16 protein-coding genes are annotated in these 18699 nt (G+C 60.4%); 9 read left to right on the forward strand and 7 right to left on the reverse strand.

Annotated features, from left to right (window positions below):
- The first annotated feature begins 325 nt into the window (after positions 1–325).
- The 3 genes from glpD to KHU30_RS22265 all read left to right on the forward strand — a co-directional run bounded on the left by glpD (position 326) and on the right by KHU30_RS22265 (position 4299).
- A complete protein-coding gene (gene glpD / locus KHU30_RS22255) occupies positions 326–1861 on the forward strand; it encodes a glycerol-3-phosphate dehydrogenase (protein WP_329956709.1) in 1536 nt (511 codons plus the stop codon).
- Between the two features lie 144 nt (positions 1862–2005).
- Entirely contained in the window at positions 2006–3502 is a 1497-nt protein-coding gene (gene glpK, locus KHU30_RS22260; protein WP_211444800.1) for a glycerol kinase GlpK, read from the forward strand.
- Positions 3503–3585: 83 nt separating this feature from the next.
- The gene (locus KHU30_RS22265) at positions 3586–4299 is read left to right on the forward strand and encodes an MIP/aquaporin family protein (RefSeq protein ID WP_211444801.1); all 714 of its coding nucleotides are present in this window, start codon (positions 3586–3588) and stop codon (positions 4297–4299) included.
- Positions 4300–4364: 65 nt separating this feature from the next.
- On the opposite strand, the gene KHU30_RS22270 is transcribed toward KHU30_RS22265, so the two are convergent.
- From KHU30_RS22270 to KHU30_RS22280, 3 genes are all read right to left on the reverse strand, one after another.
- Positions 4365–4865 carry a glutathione peroxidase gene (locus KHU30_RS22270; RefSeq protein WP_211444802.1) on the reverse strand — a complete coding sequence of 167 codons (501 nt, stop codon included), beginning with the start codon at positions 4863–4865 and terminating at the stop codon, positions 4365–4367.
- The gene (locus KHU30_RS22275) at positions 4862–5998 is read right to left on the reverse strand and encodes a PilT/PilU family type 4a pilus ATPase (protein ID WP_211444803.1); all 1137 of its coding nucleotides are present in this window, start codon (positions 5996–5998) and stop codon (positions 4862–4864) included. The genes KHU30_RS22270 and KHU30_RS22275 overlap by 4 nt, the downstream gene beginning before the upstream one ends.
- A 138-nt stretch (positions 5999–6136) precedes the next feature.
- A complete protein-coding gene (locus KHU30_RS22280; protein WP_211444804.1) occupies positions 6137–7180 on the reverse strand; it encodes a type IV pilus twitching motility protein PilT in 1044 nt (347 codons plus the stop codon).
- Between the two features lie 185 nt (positions 7181–7365).
- Here KHU30_RS22280 and KHU30_RS22285 point away from each other — a divergent pair, with 185 nt between their 5' ends.
- Together KHU30_RS22285 and proC are read left to right on the forward strand one after the other, a co-directional pair.
- Positions 7366–8109 carry a YggS family pyridoxal phosphate-dependent enzyme gene (locus tag KHU30_RS22285; RefSeq protein ID WP_211444805.1) on the forward strand — a complete coding sequence of 248 codons (744 nt, stop codon included), beginning with the start codon at positions 7366–7368 and terminating at the stop codon, positions 8107–8109.
- A 2-nt stretch (positions 8110–8111) separates the two neighbouring features.
- On the forward strand, positions 8112–8936 hold the full coding sequence (gene proC, locus KHU30_RS22290) for a pyrroline-5-carboxylate reductase (RefSeq protein ID WP_211444892.1): 825 nt from the start codon (positions 8112–8114) through the stop codon (positions 8934–8936).
- 90 nt (positions 8937–9026) lie between these two features.
- On the opposite strand, the gene KHU30_RS22295 is transcribed toward proC, so the two are convergent.
- The 4 genes from KHU30_RS22295 to recG all read right to left on the reverse strand — a co-directional run bounded on the left by KHU30_RS22295 (position 9027) and on the right by recG (position 13528).
- A complete protein-coding gene (locus KHU30_RS22295; protein ID WP_211444806.1) occupies positions 9027–9347 on the reverse strand; it encodes a DUF883 family protein in 321 nt (106 codons plus the stop codon).
- Positions 9348–9417: 70 nt separating this feature from the next.
- Positions 9418–10272 carry a 4-hydroxybenzoate octaprenyltransferase gene (ubiA, locus tag KHU30_RS22300; RefSeq protein WP_211444807.1) on the reverse strand — a complete coding sequence of 285 codons (855 nt, stop codon included), beginning with the start codon at positions 10270–10272 and terminating at the stop codon, positions 9418–9420.
- A gap of 85 nt (positions 10273–10357) precedes the next feature.
- Entirely contained in the window at positions 10358–11305 is a 948-nt protein-coding gene (locus tag KHU30_RS22305) for a LysR substrate-binding domain-containing protein (protein ID WP_211444808.1), read from the reverse strand.
- Positions 11306–11401: 96 nt separating this feature from the next.
- On the reverse strand, positions 11402–13528 hold the full coding sequence (gene recG, locus KHU30_RS22310) for an ATP-dependent DNA helicase RecG (protein ID WP_211444809.1): 2127 nt from the start codon (positions 13526–13528) through the stop codon (positions 11402–11404).
- Positions 13529–13694: 166 nt separating this feature from the next.
- Between recG and queA the strand changes: the two genes are divergently transcribed.
- From queA to secD, 4 genes are all read left to right on the forward strand, one after another.
- Complete coding sequence (gene queA / locus KHU30_RS22315; protein ID WP_211444810.1) at positions 13695–14714, forward strand: tRNA preQ1(34) S-adenosylmethionine ribosyltransferase-isomerase QueA; 1020 nt, start codon at positions 13695–13697, stop codon at positions 14712–14714.
- A 24-nt stretch (positions 14715–14738) separates the two neighbouring features.
- Complete coding sequence (tgt, locus tag KHU30_RS22320) at positions 14739–15866, forward strand: tRNA guanosine(34) transglycosylase Tgt (RefSeq protein ID WP_211444811.1); 1128 nt, start codon at positions 14739–14741, stop codon at positions 15864–15866.
- A gap of 374 nt (positions 15867–16240) precedes the next feature.
- Positions 16241–16594: a preprotein translocase subunit YajC gene (gene yajC / locus KHU30_RS22325; RefSeq protein WP_211444812.1), complete on the forward strand. Its 354-nt coding sequence runs from the start codon at positions 16241–16243 to the stop codon at positions 16592–16594.
- 178 nt (positions 16595–16772) lie between these two features.
- Positions 16773–18638 (forward strand): protein translocase subunit SecD, encoded by a 1866-nt coding sequence (gene secD / locus KHU30_RS22330; protein WP_211444813.1) that lies wholly within the window; start codon positions 16773–16775, stop codon positions 18636–18638.
- Positions 18639–18699 lie beyond the last annotated feature (61 nt).

Genomic DNA, 18699 nt, shown 5'->3' on the forward strand with positions numbered 1-18699 from the left:
GCGACACCCTGACTTCCCTTTATTTCCATTCTCGATGCAGCGGGCCAGCCGGTCTGGATCCGCTTGCCCTTGCTCCGCGGTTTGACATCTCTGCGCGTCGGCAGCGCCGTAGGCGAGATTGAAATTATCTATCCTTGTTTAAGTTTATCTCTATCAAAAAATTACTTTTGATAAATATAAATGATTATCTATGTTCGAATTCGAACAATATACTTTCGAATATAAATATTCTATGATGTGCGGTGACATTGCAAACATGCTGACTTTGCCAATTGGCAATAAAGTGTTTGTCCGATGAGTGCGTTACCGACACAAGGAGATAGCTGTGGCATCAGGTGAAATTGTAGATTTGCTGGTAGTGGGCGGCGGCGTTAACGGCGCCGGGATTGCGCGCGATGCGGTCGGCCGCGGCCTCAGCGTGTTGCTTTGCGAACAGGACGACCTGGCTTCGCACACTTCTTCCGCCAGCTCCAAGCTGATCCACGGCGGCCTGCGTTACCTTGAACAATACGAATTCAGCCTGGTGCGCAAGGCTCTGCAGGAACGCGAGCAGCTGCTGCGCATGGCGCCGCATATCATCGGGCCGCTGCGCTTCGTCATGCCGCATGTGCCGAGCTTGCGGCCGGCCTGGATGATACGCGCCGGCCTGTTCTTATACGACAACCTCAGCAAGCGTGAATTGCTGGAGGGCTCACGCACTATCGATTTCCGCAAGCACGTGGCCGGTGCGCCGCTCAAGAAATCCCTGACCAAGGGCTTCGTCTATTCCGACGCCTGGGTGCAGGACGCGCGCCTAGTGGTGCTTAACGCCATGGACGCCAAGGAGCGCGGCGCCACCATCCTCACCCGGACCCGCATGATCCAGGCACGGCAAGGCAGCCAGTACTGGGACGCCACCCTGTTGTCGACCGAGACCGGCGAGACCAGCGAGGTGCGGGCGCGCTGCATCGTCAACGCCGCCGGTCCATGGGTAGGCAGCCTTTTGAACGGCGCCCTGAATACGCCTGCGCAGCATCACGTCCGCCTGGTCAAGGGCAGCCACATCGTCACCAAGCGCTTGTTCGATCATGACCACGCCTACATTTTGCAGAATCCGGACAAGCGCATCGTCTTTGCGATTCCCTACGAAAACGACTTTACGCTGATCGGCACCACCGACGTGGAATACAGCGGCGATCCGAGCCAGGTCGGGATTTCAGAGGAAGAAACCGCCTATCTGTGCGAATCCGTGAACCGCTATTTCGAAATGACGGTGACGCCGCAGCAAGTAGTGTGGTCGTACGCGGGCGTGCGTCCTCTGCTGGAAGAAGAAGTCGCCAATCCGTCCGCCGTCACTCGCGACTACAAGCTGGAACTGAGAAACGAACCCGGCCTGGCGCCGGTGCTGTCGGTATTCGGCGGCAAGATCACCACTTACCGCCGTCTGGCGGAAGAAGCGATGGAACATCTGCAGCCGCTGTTCGGCTATATGAAATCGCACTGGACCGCGCACGAACCGCTGCCGGGCGGCGATATCGCCAACGCCGACTTTGCAGAGTTCCTGCGGATTTTCCTGCAGCGCCATGCCTGGCTCCCAGCCTCGCTGGCGACCCGCTATGCGCGCGCCTACGGCACCCGCGCGGCGCGCCTGCTGGACGGCATCCACGACGTCGCCGCGCTGGGCGAACTGTTCGGCGGCGATCTGTATGAAGCGGAAGTGCGCTACCTGATGCGCAATGAATGGGCTTTGACGGTGGAAGATATTCTGTGGCGTCGTTCCAAGCTGGGATTGCGCCTTGATGCTGTAGCTGTAGGCAGGCTGCGTACGTGGCTGCAGGAGCAGGCGCAAATGCAGGCGCCGGTTGTCGCGATGCGAGCCTGACGATTCACCCCGGTATTGCCCCGGCGCTGCAGGCAGCAGTACTGCTTGCGCAGCCGGCATATAAAACAGACGGATCCGGCGGCTTTGCCGGATCAAAGTCGCCCGATCCGCATACGCGGATTTCCCAACCTTGGAGTAGACAAGTTGAAAGATAAATACATTTTAGCCCTGGATCAAGGGACTACCAGCTCGCGCGCCATCCTGTTCGATCGCCAGGGCAATATCGTTTCTTCCGCCCAGAAAGAATTCCGCCAGATTTATCCGCAGCCGGGCTGGGTAGAGCATGATCCGCAGGAGATCTGGTCGACTCAGGCCGGCGTCGCCGCCGAAGCGTTGACCAAGGTCGGTTTGAACGGCACCTCGGTTGCGGCTATCGGCATTACCAACCAGCGTGAAACCACCATCGTCTGGGACCGTGAAAGCGGCAAGGCGATCTACAACGCCATCGTCTGGCAGGACCGTCGCACCGCTGCATTCTGCGATGAGCTTAAAACACGCGGCCTGGCGGAGACCATCCGTCAAAAGACCGGCCTGCTGGTGGATTCGTATTTTTCCGCCACCAAGATCCGCTGGATACTGGAAAACGTCGAAGGCGCGCGCCAGCTTGCCAATCAGGGACGCCTTGCCTTCGGTACCGTGGATACCTGGCTGGTGTGGAACATGACGCGCGGCAAGCGTTATGTGACCGATGTCTCGAATGCGTCGCGCACCATGCTGTTCAATATCCATACGATGCAATGGGATGACGAACTGCTCGATATCATGGGTGTCCCGCGCAGCATGCTGCCGGAAGTATGCTCCTCGAGCGAGACCTACGGCCATACAGAAATTTCCGGTTTCGGTTCGGAAATTCCCATTGCCGGGATCGCCGGCGACCAGCAGGCGGCGCTGTTCGGGCAGATGTGCACACAACCGGGCATGGTCAAGAATACCTATGGCACCGGCTGTTTCATGATGATGAATACCGGCGCCAAGCCGATCATCTCGAAGAATAATCTGCTGACCACGGTGGCCTGGAAGATCGGCGGCGAGGTCAGCTACGCGCTGGAAGGCAGCATCTTCATCGGCGGCGCGGTGGTGCAATGGCTGCGCGACGGCCTCGGCATCATCAAGACTTCCAACGAAGTCGAAGCGCTGGCGCGCAGCGTCCAGAACACCGACGGCGTATATCTGGTCCCTGCGTTTGCCGGTCTCGGCGCGCCGCACTGGAATCCGCATGCGCGCGGCACGGTCTTCGGCGTCACCCGCGGCACCACTGCCGCGCACTACGCGCGTGCAGCGCTCGACAGCATCGCCTACCAGACCATGGATGTGCTGAAGGCGATGGAAGCCGATGCCGGTATCGTGATTCCGGAACTGCGCGTCGATGGCGGCGCCACGGCGAATAACCTGCTGATGCAATTCCAGTCGGACATGCTCGGCGTCGACGTGGTCCGTCCAAAGGTCACGGAAACGACCGCACTCGGCGCAGCCTACCTGGCCGGCCTGGCAGTCGGATACTGGAGCAGCACCGACGACGTGCAAGGACAGTGGCAGCTCGACCAGCGCTTCAAGCCGGCCATGCCGGCCGCCGAAGTGCAGGCCAACATCAAGGGCTGGCAGCGGGCGATTGCCGCCGCCACGGTGTGGGCGAACTCCTGATCTGACCCAGAGCCGATGCATGGGAAGCGGATCGGCATCTGCTTCCCGGTTCTTCCTATATCCTATTTCCGAAAGAGTTTGTCATGACTCCTTATTTGGCTGAATTCGTGGGCACCGCCCTGATTGTCCTGCTTGGCAACGGTGTGGTTGCCAATGTTCTCTTGAGTAAAACCCACGGCCACGGCAGCGGCCTGATCGTGATCACCGTCGGCTGGGCGATGGCGGTGTTTGTCGGCGTGTTCGTCGCGGCTTCGTCCAGCGGCGCCCACCTGAATCCGGCGGTGACGCTGGCGCTGGCGGTGGCCGGCAAGTTTGCCTGGGGCAGCGTGCCTGCCTATATCGCATCGCAAATGCTGGGCGGCATGATGGGCGCCTTCCTGGTGTGGCTGGTGTATCGCAATCACTTCGCCGAAACCACTGACGGCAATCTCAAGCTGGCGGCATTCTGCACGGCGCCGGCGATCCGCAATAAATTCGGCAATGTCGTCTCGGAAGTGGTCGGTACCTTCGTGCTGGTGTACTGCGTGTTGAATATCGCGTCGCCGAAGATGGGCCTGGGCGCGCTGGATGCGCTGCCGGTGGCCTTGCTGGTGATGAGCATCGGCGTATCGCTGGGCGGCACTACCGGCTATGCGATCAATCCTGCCCGCGATCTGGGGCCGCGCCTGATGCATGCGCTGCTGCCGATTCCAGGCAAGCGCGACAGCGACTGGGGTTATGCCCTGGTGCCGGTGGTCGGTTCGATTTGCGGCGGGGTGCTGGCGGCGCTGGTGTACGGCCTGCAGATGGCGCACTAAGAGGAAGCACGGATGCGGTAAAAAAACAGCCTGGGCCAGATAATTCTGGCCCAGGCTGTTTTTTTTTATCCCAGCAGTTTTTCTATATCGGCTGCCAGCGATTCCGGTTTGGTTTGCGGCGCAAAGCGGTCGACGATCGCGCCGTCCTTGTCCACCAGGAACTTGGTGAAATTCCACTTGATGCCTTCGCTGCCCAGCAAGCCGGGCGCAGCGCTTTTCAGATGCTGATAGAGCGGCGCGGCGTGGTCGCCGTTGACGTCGATTTTCTCGAACAAGGGAAAAGTGACGCCGTAGTTCTTCTCGCAAAAAGCGCCGATCTCTTCGGCAGTCCCAGGTTCCTGTGCGCCAAACTGATTGCAGGGAAATCCCAGCACTTCAAAACCTTGCGCATGGTATTTCTGGTAAACCTCTTCCAGGCCCTTGTACTGCGGCGTGAAGCCGCAGTTGCTGGCGGTGTTCACGATCAGCAGCACCTTGCCGCGGTAAGCCTCCAGCGAGCTGGGCTTGCCGTCCAGCTGATTGACGGTAAAGTCGTAGATCTTCGTGCCGCTAGTGTCCTTGCTCATACTATCCCCAGATGTTCAGTGCCGGCAGAGAGGTCGCGGTCTTTTGCGTCCTTGCCGCGCAGTTTGATGGAAAGCCGCAGGTCGTTGACCGAATCGGCATTGCGCAAAGCATCTTCATAGCTGATTTTATCGTCTTCGTACAAATCGAACAGGGCCTGGTCGAAAGTCTGCATGCCGAGCTCGCGCGACTTCTTCATGATTTCCTTGATTTCATGGACGTCGCCCTTGAAGATCAAGTCGGAAATCAGCGGCGAATTCAGCATGATCTCAACCGCAACCGCGCGTCCCTTCACCGTTTTCAATGGTACCAGGCGCTGCGAGACGATGCCTTTCAGGTTGAGCGACAAGTCCATCAGCAGCTGCGGCCGGCGTTCTTCCGGGAAGAAGTTGATGATGCGGTCGAGCGCCTGGTTGGAGCTGTTGGCATGCAGCGTAGCCAGGCACAGGTGGCCGGTTTCGGCGAAGGCGATGGCGTAGTCCATGGTTTCGCGGTCGCGGATTTCGCCGATCAGGATCACGTCCGGCGCCTGGCGCAAGGTGTTCTTCAGGGCCACGCCCCAGTTTTCCGTATCGACGCCGACTTCGCGCTGGGTCACGATGCAGTTCTTGTGGGGGTGGATGTATTCCACCGGATCTTCAATCGTGATGATGTGGCCGTAGCTGTTTTCATTGCGGTAGCCGATCATCGCCGCCAGCGTGGTCGATTTGCCGGAGCCGGTAGCGCCGACCATGATCACCAGGCCGCGCTTGGTCATGGCCACTTCCTTGAGCGTAGGAGGCAGGCCCAGGTCTTCGAATTTCGGGATGTCGGTGGTGATGGTCCGCAATACCATGCCGACCCGGCCCTGCTGGATGAAGGCGGAAGCGCGGAAACGCCCGAGGCCGCCCGGGCTGATGGCGAAATTGCATTCCTTGGTTTCTTCGAAATCCGCCGCCTGTTTGTCGCTCATGATGGCGCGCGCCAGTTCCAGCGTGTGGACAGCAGTCAGCGCCTGGTTCGAGACCGGCGTGATCTTGCCGTCGATCTTGAAGGCCGGCGGGAAGTCTGCGGTGATGAACAGATCGGAGCCGCGCTTGCTGACCATCAGGCGCAACAGGTCGTGCATGAATTTGGTTGCTTGATCTCGTTCCATGTCTATCCTAGTAAAACAATAACAGTATTAGGGCGGCGGGTGGATGGGCGCGTACTGCATGACACATCATCCGCCTTTTTCAGTTACATTGCGCGGCGGCTGCAACGGACGGCCAGCGCCGCTTGCCGCTGCTTTTTTTTAGCCCGGGAAATTATCGGGCGACTTGGCCGCGGCGCGCGCTGTCGCCAGCGAAATCACGTTGCGCTTGACCAGATCGGTCAGGTTGCTGTCCAGGGTTTGCATGCCCATGTTGCTGCCGGTCTGGATCGCCGAATACATCTGGGCGATCTTGCTTTCGCGGATCAGGTTGCGGATCGCCGGCGTGCCCAGCATGATTTCGTGGGCGGCGACGCGGCCGGAGCCATCCTTGGTTTTCAGCAGGCTTTGCGAAATCACCGCCTGCAGCGATTCCGACAGCATGGCGCGCACCATTTCTTTTTCTTCCGCCGGGAAGACGTCGACGATACGGTCGATGGTTTTGGCGGCGGACGAAGTGTGCAAGGTGCCGAACACCAGGTGACCGGTTTCAGCGGCAGTCATGGCCAGGCGGATGGTCTCCAGGTCGCGCAGCTCGCCGACCAGGATCACGTCCGGATCTTCCCGCAAGGCGGAGCGCAGCGCATTGCTGAACGAATGGGTATGCGGACCGACTTCGCGCTGGTTGATCAGGCACTTGTTGGACTGATGGACGAATTCGATCGGATCTTCGATGGTCAGGATATGGGCGTATTCGTTTTCATTGACGTGGTTCACCATCGCCGCCAGCGTGGTCGATTTGCCGGAGCCGGTCGGGCCGGTGACCAGCACCAGGCCGCGCGGCTTGAGTGCAAGTTCGGCGAAGATGCGCGGCGCGTTGAGCTGTTCCAGCGTCAGCACGGTGGACGGAATGGTCCGCAATACGGCGGCGGCGCCGCGGTCCTGGTTGAAGGCGTTGACGCGGAAGCGCGCCAGGCCCGGGATTTCGAACGAGAAATCGCATTCCAGGTGTTCTTCATAAGCCTTGCGCTGGCCGTCGTTCATGATGTCATAGATCATCGAGTGCACGTCTTTGTGCTCGAGCGGCGGCAGGTTGATGCGGCGCACATCTCCATGAACCCGGATCATCGGCGGCAAGCCTGCGGATAGATGCAAATCGGATGCCTTATTCTTCACCGAAAATGCCAGAAGTTCGGAAATGTCCATTTATAATCCCTGTGCTGAATTTTGTTTGTTGAAAGGCATCTTTGGAGCCGCATGCTACCTTGTAGCGCTTTCTTCCCGATCTCGCCAGCGGCAAAATCCTGAAAAAAGTTTCCAAACATGCCAACTGCCAGCGTTTGGTGGTACAACTTAGTAGTTCTTTGCGGCAATTTCCAAAGTCTCCGATTATGTCCTTAATGTCCCAGAAGTTGCAAGCCGTCCATGCCAGTATTCAGGCTGCCGCCGCTGCGGTGTCGCGCCGGCCTGACAGTGTCGCCTTGCTGGCGGTGTCCAAGACCTTTGGCGCCGACATGGTGCTGGAGGCAATCGCTGCCGGCCAGCGCGCCTTTGGCGAAAACTATCTGCAGGAAGCCGTGGCCAAGATGGCGGCAGTCGATCTCGCGCTGCAGGCTGAGCGCGGTTCCGCGGCCGAGACCTTGCTGGAATGGCACTTCATCGGTCCGATCCAAAGCAACAAGACGCGCCCGATCGCGGAAAATTTTGCCTGGGTCCATACCGTCGAGCGCGAAAAAATCGCCCAGCGCCTGTCCGAGCAGCGGCCGCCGCACCTGCCGCCGCTGAATATCTGCCTGCAGGTGAATATCAGCGGGGAAGCCAGCAAGAGCGGCATGGCGCCGGACCAGGTGCTGGACGCGGCGCGCGCTATCATCGGATTGCCGCGGCTGGTATTGCGCGGCCTGATGGCCATTCCCGAGCCAACCGAGGACCTGCAGAGACAGCATGCGGCATTCCGCCGGACGCGCGAATTGCTGCTGCAATTGCAAGCCGGGCTGCCAGAGCATGCCGCGCAGCTGGATACTTTATCGATGGGCATGTCGGCCGACATGGCGGTGGCGATCGAAGAAGGCGCCACCATCGTGCGCGTCGGCAGTGCAATTTTTGGACAACGTGAGCGGACCATTCAATCATGAACATGAAAAAACAGTTGAACATCAGTTTCATCGGCGGCGGCAATATGGCCGCCGCACTGATCGGCGGCCTGGCAGGCAAGGTCACCGACGGCGGCAATATCCATGTCATCGATCCCAACCTGGAGGCCTTGCAGGGTTTGACGCAGCGCTTCGGCGTCACGCCGGCCAGCGAGATTGACGCCATGGTCAGCGTCAGCGACGTCATTGTGCTGGCGGTCAAGCCGCAGCAGATGAAACAGGTGATCGGCCAGCTGCGGCCCTATCTCACTACGCAAATGGTGCTGTCGATCGCCGCCGGCATCCGCGCTGCCGACATGTCGCGCTGGCTGGGCGGCCATGACGTCATCGTGCGCTGCATGCCGAATACGCCGGCGCTGATCGGCAAGGGCATTACCGGCATGGTCGCCGGCGCGGGCGTATCGCCGCAGCAGCGCGAAACCGCCGACCTGATCATGCAGGCGGTGGGCGCCACGGTCTGGCTGGACGATGAAACAAAGATCGATGCAGTGACGGCGGTGTCGGGCAGCGGCCCGGCCTATGTGTTCTATTTCATCGAAGCGATGCAGCAGGCGGCCCAGGAGCTGGGGCTGACCGCAGAGCAGGGCATCGAGCTGGCCAAGGCGACGTTTACCGGCGCGGCGCAGCTGGCGGCGCAATCGGCGGAGCCGGTTGCCCTGCTGCGCGAGCGCGTAACCTCGAAAGGCGGCACTACCTACGCCGCGCTGACCAGCATGGAAAATGCCGGCGTCAGGCAGGCCATCGTCAACGCCATCAAGGCGGCTGCGGCGCGCGGGCAGGAACTGGGCGACGAGTTCGGGCGCGATTGATCTGCAAGTAACGCCAGGGTTGAAAAAACAGGGCCGATCGTAAAACGATGGGCCCTGTTTTTTAGGGAGGACTGCTGACGGCTGCAGGTCTTATCTGTTGCGGCCGATCGCCAGGCCGGCCAGCAAGCCGATGACAGCAGCCACGCTGACTGCCTTCCATGGATTGTCGCCAACATATTCGTCGGTCACGTGGGCAGCGTGCCTGGTCTTTTCCACCGCTTTCTTGGTTGCTTTCGGCAATTCCGATTTGGCTGTTTCCAGCGCCGCTTTCAGTTTTGCGCGCGCCTGGTTGTACTTGGTTTCAGCGTGGTCCTGGGTGTCGTCGAGCAGGTTTTCTGCGTCCTTGATGACCGATTTGAGTTCGCCTGCCAGATTGTCGCGCATCTCTTTTACGTTGTCGGTAGTAGCCATGTTTGCCTCTTCAATGTGGATTGCGGGGAAAGATGTTGCCTAATGTATCACACAAAATGACGCAGGGTTCTCAGCGCAGGGCGTAGTCCAGCGCAATGCCGGCAAATACCGCCGCCCCCAGCCAGTTGTTGTGGCGGAAAGCGGCAAAGCAGCCGTCCCGGTCGCGGCTGCGGATCAGGCGGTAGTGATAAAGCGCGCAAGCGGCCGCCAGCAGCATGCCGGCGCTGAACCAGCCGCGCAGGCCATACTGCCAGCCTACAGCAAATACTAAACCCAAACTGGCCGCATAACAAAGCATGATCGCCAGCACGTCGTAGCGGCCGAAAGTGATCGCTGAGGTGCGGATGCCGATCTTGAGGTCGTCGTCGCGGTCGACCATGGCGTATTCGGTATCGTAAGCCACCGCCCAGAACACATTGGCGACCAGCAGCAGCCACGCCGCCGCCGGCACGATCCCCTGTACCGCTGCAAAGCCCATCGGGATGCCGAAGCCGAAGGCGATGCCGAGGTAGGCCTGCGGAATCGCGAAGAAGCGCTTGAAGTAGGGATAGCTGCCGGCGACGATCACCGCGATCACCGACAATTCCTTGGTCAGCGCGTTGAGCGGCAGGATCAGCAGCAGCGACGCCAAGGTCAGCAGCACCGCCACCATGACGGCTTCCCAGGCGGCGATCTTGCCGCTGGTGAGCGGCCGTTCGGCGGTGCGTTTGACATGCTTGTCGAAGTCGCGGTCAGCGAAATCGTTGATGGCGCAGCCGGCCGAACGCATCAGCACGGTGCCGGCGCAGAAGATCGCCACCAGCGTCCAGGCCGGCTTGCCGCCGGCGGCAAGCCACAGGGCGGCCAGGGTGGGCCACAGCAGCAGCAGGATGCCGATGGGTTTGTTCAGGCGGACCAGCTGGAAATAGAGTTTGAGGCGATTCATGGCGATCTGTTGCGGACTGGATAAACAAAAAAAGAGACCTCTAAAAGGTCTCGCTGAAGACGGCGGCCGGCGCTTGCGCGCCGGTTCAGCCTTCGACGGCTAGCGCGTCATGCAGCAGGCTCACGCCTTTCAGGCCGCAGGCCAGCACGGCCTTCTGCACTGCTTCGATGGCGGCGTGGCGGGTAAAGCTCTTGCGCCAGACAATAACGACGCGGCGCGACGGCCCCGGCGCGGTAAACGGCACATAGCGCAGCATGCCGTCCTTGGCGTCGAGGTCGGGCACGGACGCTTGCGGCAGCACGGTGATGCCGATGCCGGAAGCCACCATGTGGCGTATGGTTTCCAGCGAAGAGCCTTCAAAGGTGCGGGCGATGCCGTCGCCGGCGGTCGAGAAGCGCGACATTTCGGGACATACTTCCAGCACCTGGTCGCGGAAGCAATGGCCGTTGCCCAGCAACAGCATGGTTTCCGATTTCAGGTCCTGGGCGCTGATGCTGGCGCGCTCGGCCCAGGCATGGTGCTTGGGCAGCGCTACCACGAACGGTTCGTCGTACAGCGGCTGCACCATCAGGCCGTGCTCGGGAAACGGCAGGGCGATGATGGCGGCGTCCAGTTCGCCTTGGCGCAGCAGCTCCAGCAGGCGCACGGTGAAATTTTCCTGCAGCACCAGCGGCATCTGCGGCACTTGCTCGATCATGGTTTTCACCAGCGGCGGCAGCAGGTAGGGGCCGACGGTGTAGATGATGCCGAGGCGCAGCGGTCCGGCCAGCGGATCCTTGTTCTGGTTGGCGATTTCGCGGATGGTGGCGGTCTGCTCCAGCACCCGTTCCGCCTGCGCCACGATCTGCGCGCCCAGCGGCGTCACCGAAATCTCGGTGCCGCCTCTTTCGAAGATCACCACGCCCAGCTCGTCTTCCAGCTTCTTGATCGCGACGGAGAGAGTCGGTTGCGCGACGAAGCAGGCTTCCGCGGCATGGCCAAAGTGCTTTACGCGCGCTACCGCGACGATATATTTGAGTTCGGTCAGAGTCATGTTGTTATCTTCGCATATTTTTTAAGAGAGGATGTATCTCCGTGTTTGAATGCCGTTCCTGCACTCTGGTAATCCTTGCTGCAAACGCAGCCTCCGCTACACCTTGAGAAAGTCTTCCCGCTCGCCCAGCCAGCGCGCCAGGTGGGCGCTGACGGTGGCGTTGTTGGCCGGCGTCGGTTCCTGCAGCAGCGTATGCGCCAGTTCGCGCGCACGGTCGACCAGCCATTGGTCGGTCATCAGGTCGGCGAAGCGCAGCATGGCCTGGCCCGACTGCCGTGCGCCAAGGAATTCGCCGGGACCGCGGATTTCCAGGTCGCGCCGGGCGATTTCAAAACCGTCGGTGGTTTCGCGCATGGTCATCAAGCGCTGCTTGGCGATCTGGCCGAGCGGGGATTGATATAAAAGTAAGCATACGCTTGCTGCGGAACCGCGTCCAACCCGGCCGCGCAGCTGGTGCAGCTGCGACAGGCCGAAGCGTTCCGCATGCTCGATCACCATCAGCGAAGCGTTCGGCACATCGACCCCGACTTCAATCACGGTGGTGGCCACCAGCACATGGCATTCGCCGGCGCTGAAGGCATCCATCACTTCCTGCTTCTCGGCCTGCTTGAGGCGGCCATGCACCAGGCCGACGCGCAGGTCGGGCAGCGCTTCCGCCAGCATGGCATAGGTCTCGCTCGCGGTCTGCAGCTGCAAGGCTTCCGATTCTTCGATCAGCGGACAGACCCAGTAAGCCTGGCGGCCTTCCAGCACGGCGGCGTGGACGCGCGCGATCACTTCGTCGCGCCTTATCTGGTCGACCGCGCGGGTGACGATAGGCGTGCGGCCGGGCGGCAATTCGTCGATCACAGAGATTTCCAGGTCGGCGTAATAAGTCATCGCCAGAGTGCGCGGAATCGGCGTGGCGCTCATCATCAGCTGATGCGGCACCGTCGCCTCGGTTTTCGCCGCCGCCGCTGCTTCGCCGCCGCCGTTCTCGGAAGTGGTCTTGTTGCGCAGCGCCAGCCGCTGGCCGACGCCGAAGCGGTGCTGTTCATCGACGATCACCAGCCCCAGCTTGGCGAACTGCACGCTGTCCTGTATCAGGGCGTGGGTGCCGATCACCAGCTGCGCCGCGCCGGATTCGATCATGGCTTGCGCCGCCAGTTTTTCCTTCTTTTTCAGGCTGCCGGTGAGCCAGGCGACCTGCACTCCGAGCGGCTCCATCCAGGCGGCGATCTTGCGGAAATGCTGGTCGGCCAGGATTTCGGTGGGCGCCATCAGCACCGCCTGGTAGCCGCTGTCGATGGCCTGGGCCGCCGCCAGCGCCGCCACCACGGTCTTGCCGCTGCCGACATCGCCTTGCAGCAGGCGCTGCATCGGGAACGAGGCGCGCAAGTCTTCGCTGATCTCAGCCACCACCCGTTGCTGCGCCTTGGTCAAGGTAAACGGCAAGGTAGCGAGGAAGGCCGCCGACAATTGCCCGACCAGCGGCAAGGCCCGCGCATTCTTGGCGCGGCGCGCAACCTGGGCGCGTTTCAAAGACAGCTGCTGGGCCAGCAGCTCGTCGAACTTCATCCTGACCCAGGCTGGATGCGAACGGTCTTCCAGCGCGTGTTCATCGACTTCGGGCGGAGGGTTGTGTAGCAGGCGCACGGCGTCTTCGAACGGGCTGAGCTGCTGCGCCGCCAGCTGCGCCGGCGACAAGGTATCGCGCCATTCGACGCGCTGCATGGCGTCAGCGATCGCCTTGCGCAGGAATATCTGCGACAGCCCCTCGCCAGCCGGATACACCGGCGTCAGCACCTCGGGCAGCGGCGCCCCTTCCAGCACCACCTTATAATTCGGATGGACCACCTCGGCGCCGAAAAAGCCATGGCGGATTTCACCGCGCGCGCGAACCCGGGTGCCGACCGCCAGCTGTTTGGTCTGGCTGCCGTAGAAGTTCAGGAAGCGCATCACCAGCTGGCCGCTGTCGTCGGCGATCGTGACGATCAGCTGGCGCCGCGGCCGGTACTGGATCTCGCAAGAACTGACCACCCCTTCTACCTGGGCGATGCTGGCGCCCATCATGCCTGCCTGGCGGATGGTGACGACCTCGGTTTCGTCTTCGTAGCGCAGCGGCAGGTGCAAAACCAGGTCCATGTCGGTGCGCAAGCCGAGCTTCTCCAGCTTGCTGGCGCGGGTGTTCGCGGCTGGGGCGGGGGCAGGTTTTGCGGCAGGTTTTCGCTTTGGAGCTGGCATATCGGACTGTTAATGGGTGGCTGGACGGCGGCAGGGCGTAAAATAGCGGGTTTGCTCACGGGCTTGCTTGTCAATCGCGGTATCCTGTCCGGATTTCCAGCGTCTGCCATTGTAAAGCCTATGGCTGCAATGGCAACCCGAGCGTTATTTCATTATTTATCCGAGCATGCATTCTCTTTCCGATTACGATTTCGACCTGCCGCCAGAACTGATTGCGCAGACGCCCTTGGCCGAACGCAGCGCCTCGCGCCTGCTGCACCTGGACGGCGAACAATTGATAGATCGTCAATTCACTGACATTGTCGAGCAGCTCAATGCCGGCGATCTGCTGGTGTTTAACGATACCCGGGTGCTCAAGGCGCGCTTTTTCGGCATCAAGGAAACCGGCGGCAAGGTCGAGGTGCTGGTCGAGCGGGTGGTCGACGACCGTACCGTGCACGCCCAGCTGCGCGCCTCGAAATCGCCGCCGGCCGGCGCCAGGATCCGCCTGGCCGATGCTTTCGACGTCACGGTGGGCGAGCGGGTCGGCGAATTCTATACGCTGCAGTTTCCCGCCAATGTGTTCGACTTGATCGATGCCCATGGCCGGCTGCCGCTGCCGCCGTATATCGAGCACGATGCCGACGCTTTCGATGAGACCCGTTATCAAACCGTCTACGCCAAGCATGCCGGCGCCGTGGCTGCGCCGACTGCGGGCTTGCATTTTGACCAGGCATTGCTGGAGCAACTACGCCAGAAGGGCATCGTCTTCGCTTATGTCACGCTGCACGTAGGCGCCGGCACCTTCCAGCCGGTGCGCAGCGAAAACCTGGCGGAACACAAGATGCACAGCGAGTGGTACACCATCGGCCAGGCCACGGTGGATGCGGTGCGCGGCACCAAGGCGGCCGGCGGCAAGGTGATCGCGGTTGGCACCACCAGCCTGCGGGCGCTGGAGTCGGCTTCGCAGTCAGGCGCCTTGCAGGCCGGCAGCGCCGATACCGCTTTGTTCATCACACCCGGTTACCGCTTCAAGACCGTGGACCGCCTGATCACGAATTTCCATTTGCCGAAATCGACCTTGCTGATGCTGGTCTCGGCTTTTGCCGGCTATGACCGCATACGTGCCGCCTATGCCCATGCCATCGCCCAGCGCTATCGCTTCTTTAGCTACGGCGACGCAATGCTGCTCACTTATACCGCTTAATTTTGATTCTTGAAAATACCATCCATGCTTGAATTTACCCTGATAAAAACCGAAGGCAAAGCTCGCCGCGGCCGTCTGAAACTGAACCACGGCACGGTTGAAACGCCGATTTTCATGCCGGTCGGCACTTACGGCTCGGTCAAGGCGATGTCGCCGCTGGAGCTGGTCGAGATCGAGGCGCAGATCATTCTGGGCAATACCTTCCATCTATGGCTGCGGCCCGGCACCGAGGTGATCGATAAATTCAACGGCCTGCACAAGTTCATGGGCTGGGACAAGCCGGTCCTGACCGATTCCGGCGGCTTCCAGGTGTTTTCTCTGGGCGCGATGCGCAAGATTACCGAAGAGGGCGTGAAATTTTCTTCGCCGATCAACGGCGACAAGCTGTTCCTCTCGCCCGAGGTGTCGATGCAGATCCAGAAATCGCTCAATTCCGACATCGTGATGCAGTTCGATGAATGCACGCCCTACGAAATCGACGGCCGTCCCGCTACCAGCGAGGAAGCGGCGCAATCGATGCGCATGTCGCTGCGCTGGGCCAAGCGTTCCAAGAACGAGTTCGACCAGCTGGAAAATCCGAACGCGCTGTTCGGCATTGTCCAGGGCGGCATGTTTGAAAACCTGCGCGACGAATCGCTGGCCGGCCTCGAAGATGTCGGTTTCCATGGCATCGCCATCGGCGGCCTGTCGGTCGGCGAGCCGAAGGAAGAAATGATGCGTGTGCTGGAGCACATCGGCCCGCGCCTGCCGGCCGACAAGCCGCACTATCTGATGGGCGTAGGCACGCCGGAAGACCTGGTGGCCGGCGTCGAAAACGGCGTCGACATGTTCGATTGCGTGATGCCTACCCGTAACGCCCGCAACGGCTGGCTGTTTACCCGCTTCGGCGACCTGAAGATCAAGAATGCCCGCTACAAGGACGATGAAAAACCGCTGGACGAAACCTGCGGCTGCTATGCCTGCCGCAATTTTTCGCGTGCTTACTTGCATCATTTGCATCGCACCGGCGAAATCCTTGGCGCGCGCCTGAATACGATACACAATCTGCATTACTACCTGGATCTGATGAAAAATATCCGGGCAGCGCTGGATGTGGGGCAGTTCAGCGTATTTGTGACCCAGTTCCACCTGGACCGGGCACGCGGCGTATAAAGTGGATTGCCTGGTGGGAAGTATGTATTTTGCAACTATTCCCCCGTAAACGGCTCTAAGCACACTGGTCCAATCTGCCGACGCCAACTATAGTGGCAGCAGGTTGGCCGATTTCCCGGCAATATGTAGCGCCGGGGAGCGGCTAGTGTAGTGTTTCGCATGTAATGGCGCTTAAGAAATGGTGTATTTTCGCGCCAGGCTAGACGCAAACCGGAGCGATAGTGGGCTATCGCGAGGATTTGCAACGACGCATGGCGTGAAAAGACGCCGTTTATTAAGTGTGATTATGTGCGCAACACTACACTCGACGGTTGCATGCCGTTACCCAATGCTAGAATGCTGGGCTATTTTCAAACTATTACCTGGAGCAACTCGTGTCAATTATTTCCAGCGCTTACGCGCAAACTGCACCTGCGGCTACCGCCGCTGCCGGCCCATTCGGCCTGAGCGGCAACCTGACCAGCTTTTTGCCGATCATCCTGATGTTCGTGGTGCTGTACTTCCTGATGATTCGTCCGCAAATGAAGCGTCAGAAAGAACAGAAAGCCATGATGGATGCCCTGGGCAAGGGCGATGAAGTAGTGACGGCCGGCGGCATGCTGGGCAAGATCACCAAGGTTGCCGACGGTTACGTCACCCTGGAAATCGCCAGCGGCACTGAAGTCGTGGTGCAAAAGGGTTCGGTTACTACATTGCTGCCAAAGGGCACGATCAAGACGGCACTGTAAGCAGGCGCCTGACTGATGGAACGAGAGCATCCGGATGGGTGCTCTCTTCAAATGTATAGTCCGGAATAAAAAAGAGCCTGGCGGCGCAATGCTACAAGACATCGCCGTAGGGCATCGGCTGCATCAACCATGCAAGCAAGAGACTCCCTCTGAGACTCACACAGAACGCTGAATCAATATGAATCGCTATCCTCTCTGGAAATATATTCTGATCGTCATCGCGCTGCTGTTCGGCGTGCTGTACACCATACCGAATCTTTTTGGCGAATCGCCGGCGGTACAGGTCAGCAGCGGCAAATCGACCCTCAAGGTCGACAGTTCGCTGGCCGATCGGGTGTCGCAAGTGCTGCAGCAAGGCAATTTGTCGACGGACAGCGTCACGTTTGAGAACGCCGGCGCCCAAGGCACGGTACGCGCCCGTTTCCACGATACCGACACCCAGTTCAAGGCCAAGGCACTGCTGGAACAGAGCCTCAATACCGACCCGACCGATCCGGTCTACGTGGTCGCCTTCAACCTGGTGCCGAATACGCCGCACTGGCTGCAAGCCATCCATGCGTTCCCGATGTACCTGGGCCTGGACTTGCGCGGCGGCGTGCACTTCCTGATGCAGGTCGACACCAAGGCGGTCATCAACAAGCGCCTGCAGGGTCTGCAAGCCAGCGTCCGCAGCGAATTGCGCGACAAGGATATCCGCTACAGCGGCATCAACCGCAATGGCGACACCATCGAAATCAGTTTCCGCGACCAGGATACGCTCAACAAGGCGCGCAATATCCTGACGCCGCAACTGACGGAAATGTCGATCCAGATAGCGCCTCCGGTTGCCGGTTCCGATCCGATGCTGACCGCATCGCTGAAACCGGAAGCGCTCAAGCAGATCGTCGACAACGGCGTTACCCAAAACATCACCACGCTGTCGAAGCGGGTCAATGAGCTGGGCGTGAGCGAACCGATCATCCAGCGCCAGGGCGCGGACCGCATCGTGGTGCAGATGCCTGGGGTGCAGGACGTTTCGCGCGCCAAGGACATCATCGGCCGTACCGCGACGCTGGAAGTGCGCATGGTGGACGAATCGGTCACGCGCGGCACCGAAGCGACTGCCGCCATTCCGTTCGGCTCCGAACTGTTCAAGGTCGGCAAGAATGCGCCGGTAGTGCTGTACAAGGACCCGGTCCTGACCGGCGACTATATTTCCAGCGCCGCCGTCAGCTATGACCAGAACCAGCAGCCTTCAGTCAGCCTCGACCTCAACGGCGACGGCGGCCGCAAGATGCGCGACGCTACCCGCGGCAAGGTCGGCAAGGCAATGGCGATCGTGCTGTTTGAAAAAGGCAAGGGCGAAGTCCTGACCGTGGCGACGATCCAGAGCGAGCTCGGTTCGCGCTTCCAGATCACCGGCATGGGCTCGACGGAAGCGGCGGCCGACCTGGCGCTGTTGCTGCGCGCCGGTTCCCTGGCAGCGCCGATGACCATCATCGAAGAACGCACCATCGGCCCGCAACTGGGCGCCGAGAACATCAAAAAGGGTTTTGACTCGACCATGTACGGTTTTGCCGTGATCGCCGCGTTCATGATCATCTATTACATGCTGTTCGGTTTCTTCAGCGTGCTGGCCTTGTCGGTCAACCTGCTGCTGCTGATCGCCGTACTGTCGACTCTGCAGGCCACCCTGACCTTGCCAGGTATCGCCGCGATTGCGCTGACCCTGGGTATTGCGATTGACGCCAACGTGCTGGTGAACGAACGTATCCGCGAAGAACTGCGTAACGGCAATTCGCCGCAGGCTGCGATCTCGATCGGTTTCGACCGCGCCTGGGCCACCATCCTGGACTCCAACGTCACCACCCTGATCGCCGGCCTGGCATTGCTGATTTTCGGTTCCGGCGCGATCCGCGGCTTTGCCGTCGTGCACTGCCTGGGTATCCTGACTTCGATTTTCTCGGCGGTGTTCGTCTCGCGCGGTTTCGCCAATTTGTGGTACGGCCGCAAGAAGAAACTGACCAGCTTGTCGATCGGCCAGATCTGGAAGCCGACCGCTTGAACTGCAGTCCCGAATCAGGACCGCGATAGATATTCAATAACGCTGCCGGCGCGCTTCATCA

The organism is Collimonas humicola (genome assembly GCF_018304945.1).
Lineage (GTDB): Bacteria > Pseudomonadota > Gammaproteobacteria > Burkholderiales > Burkholderiaceae_D > Collimonas > Collimonas humicola.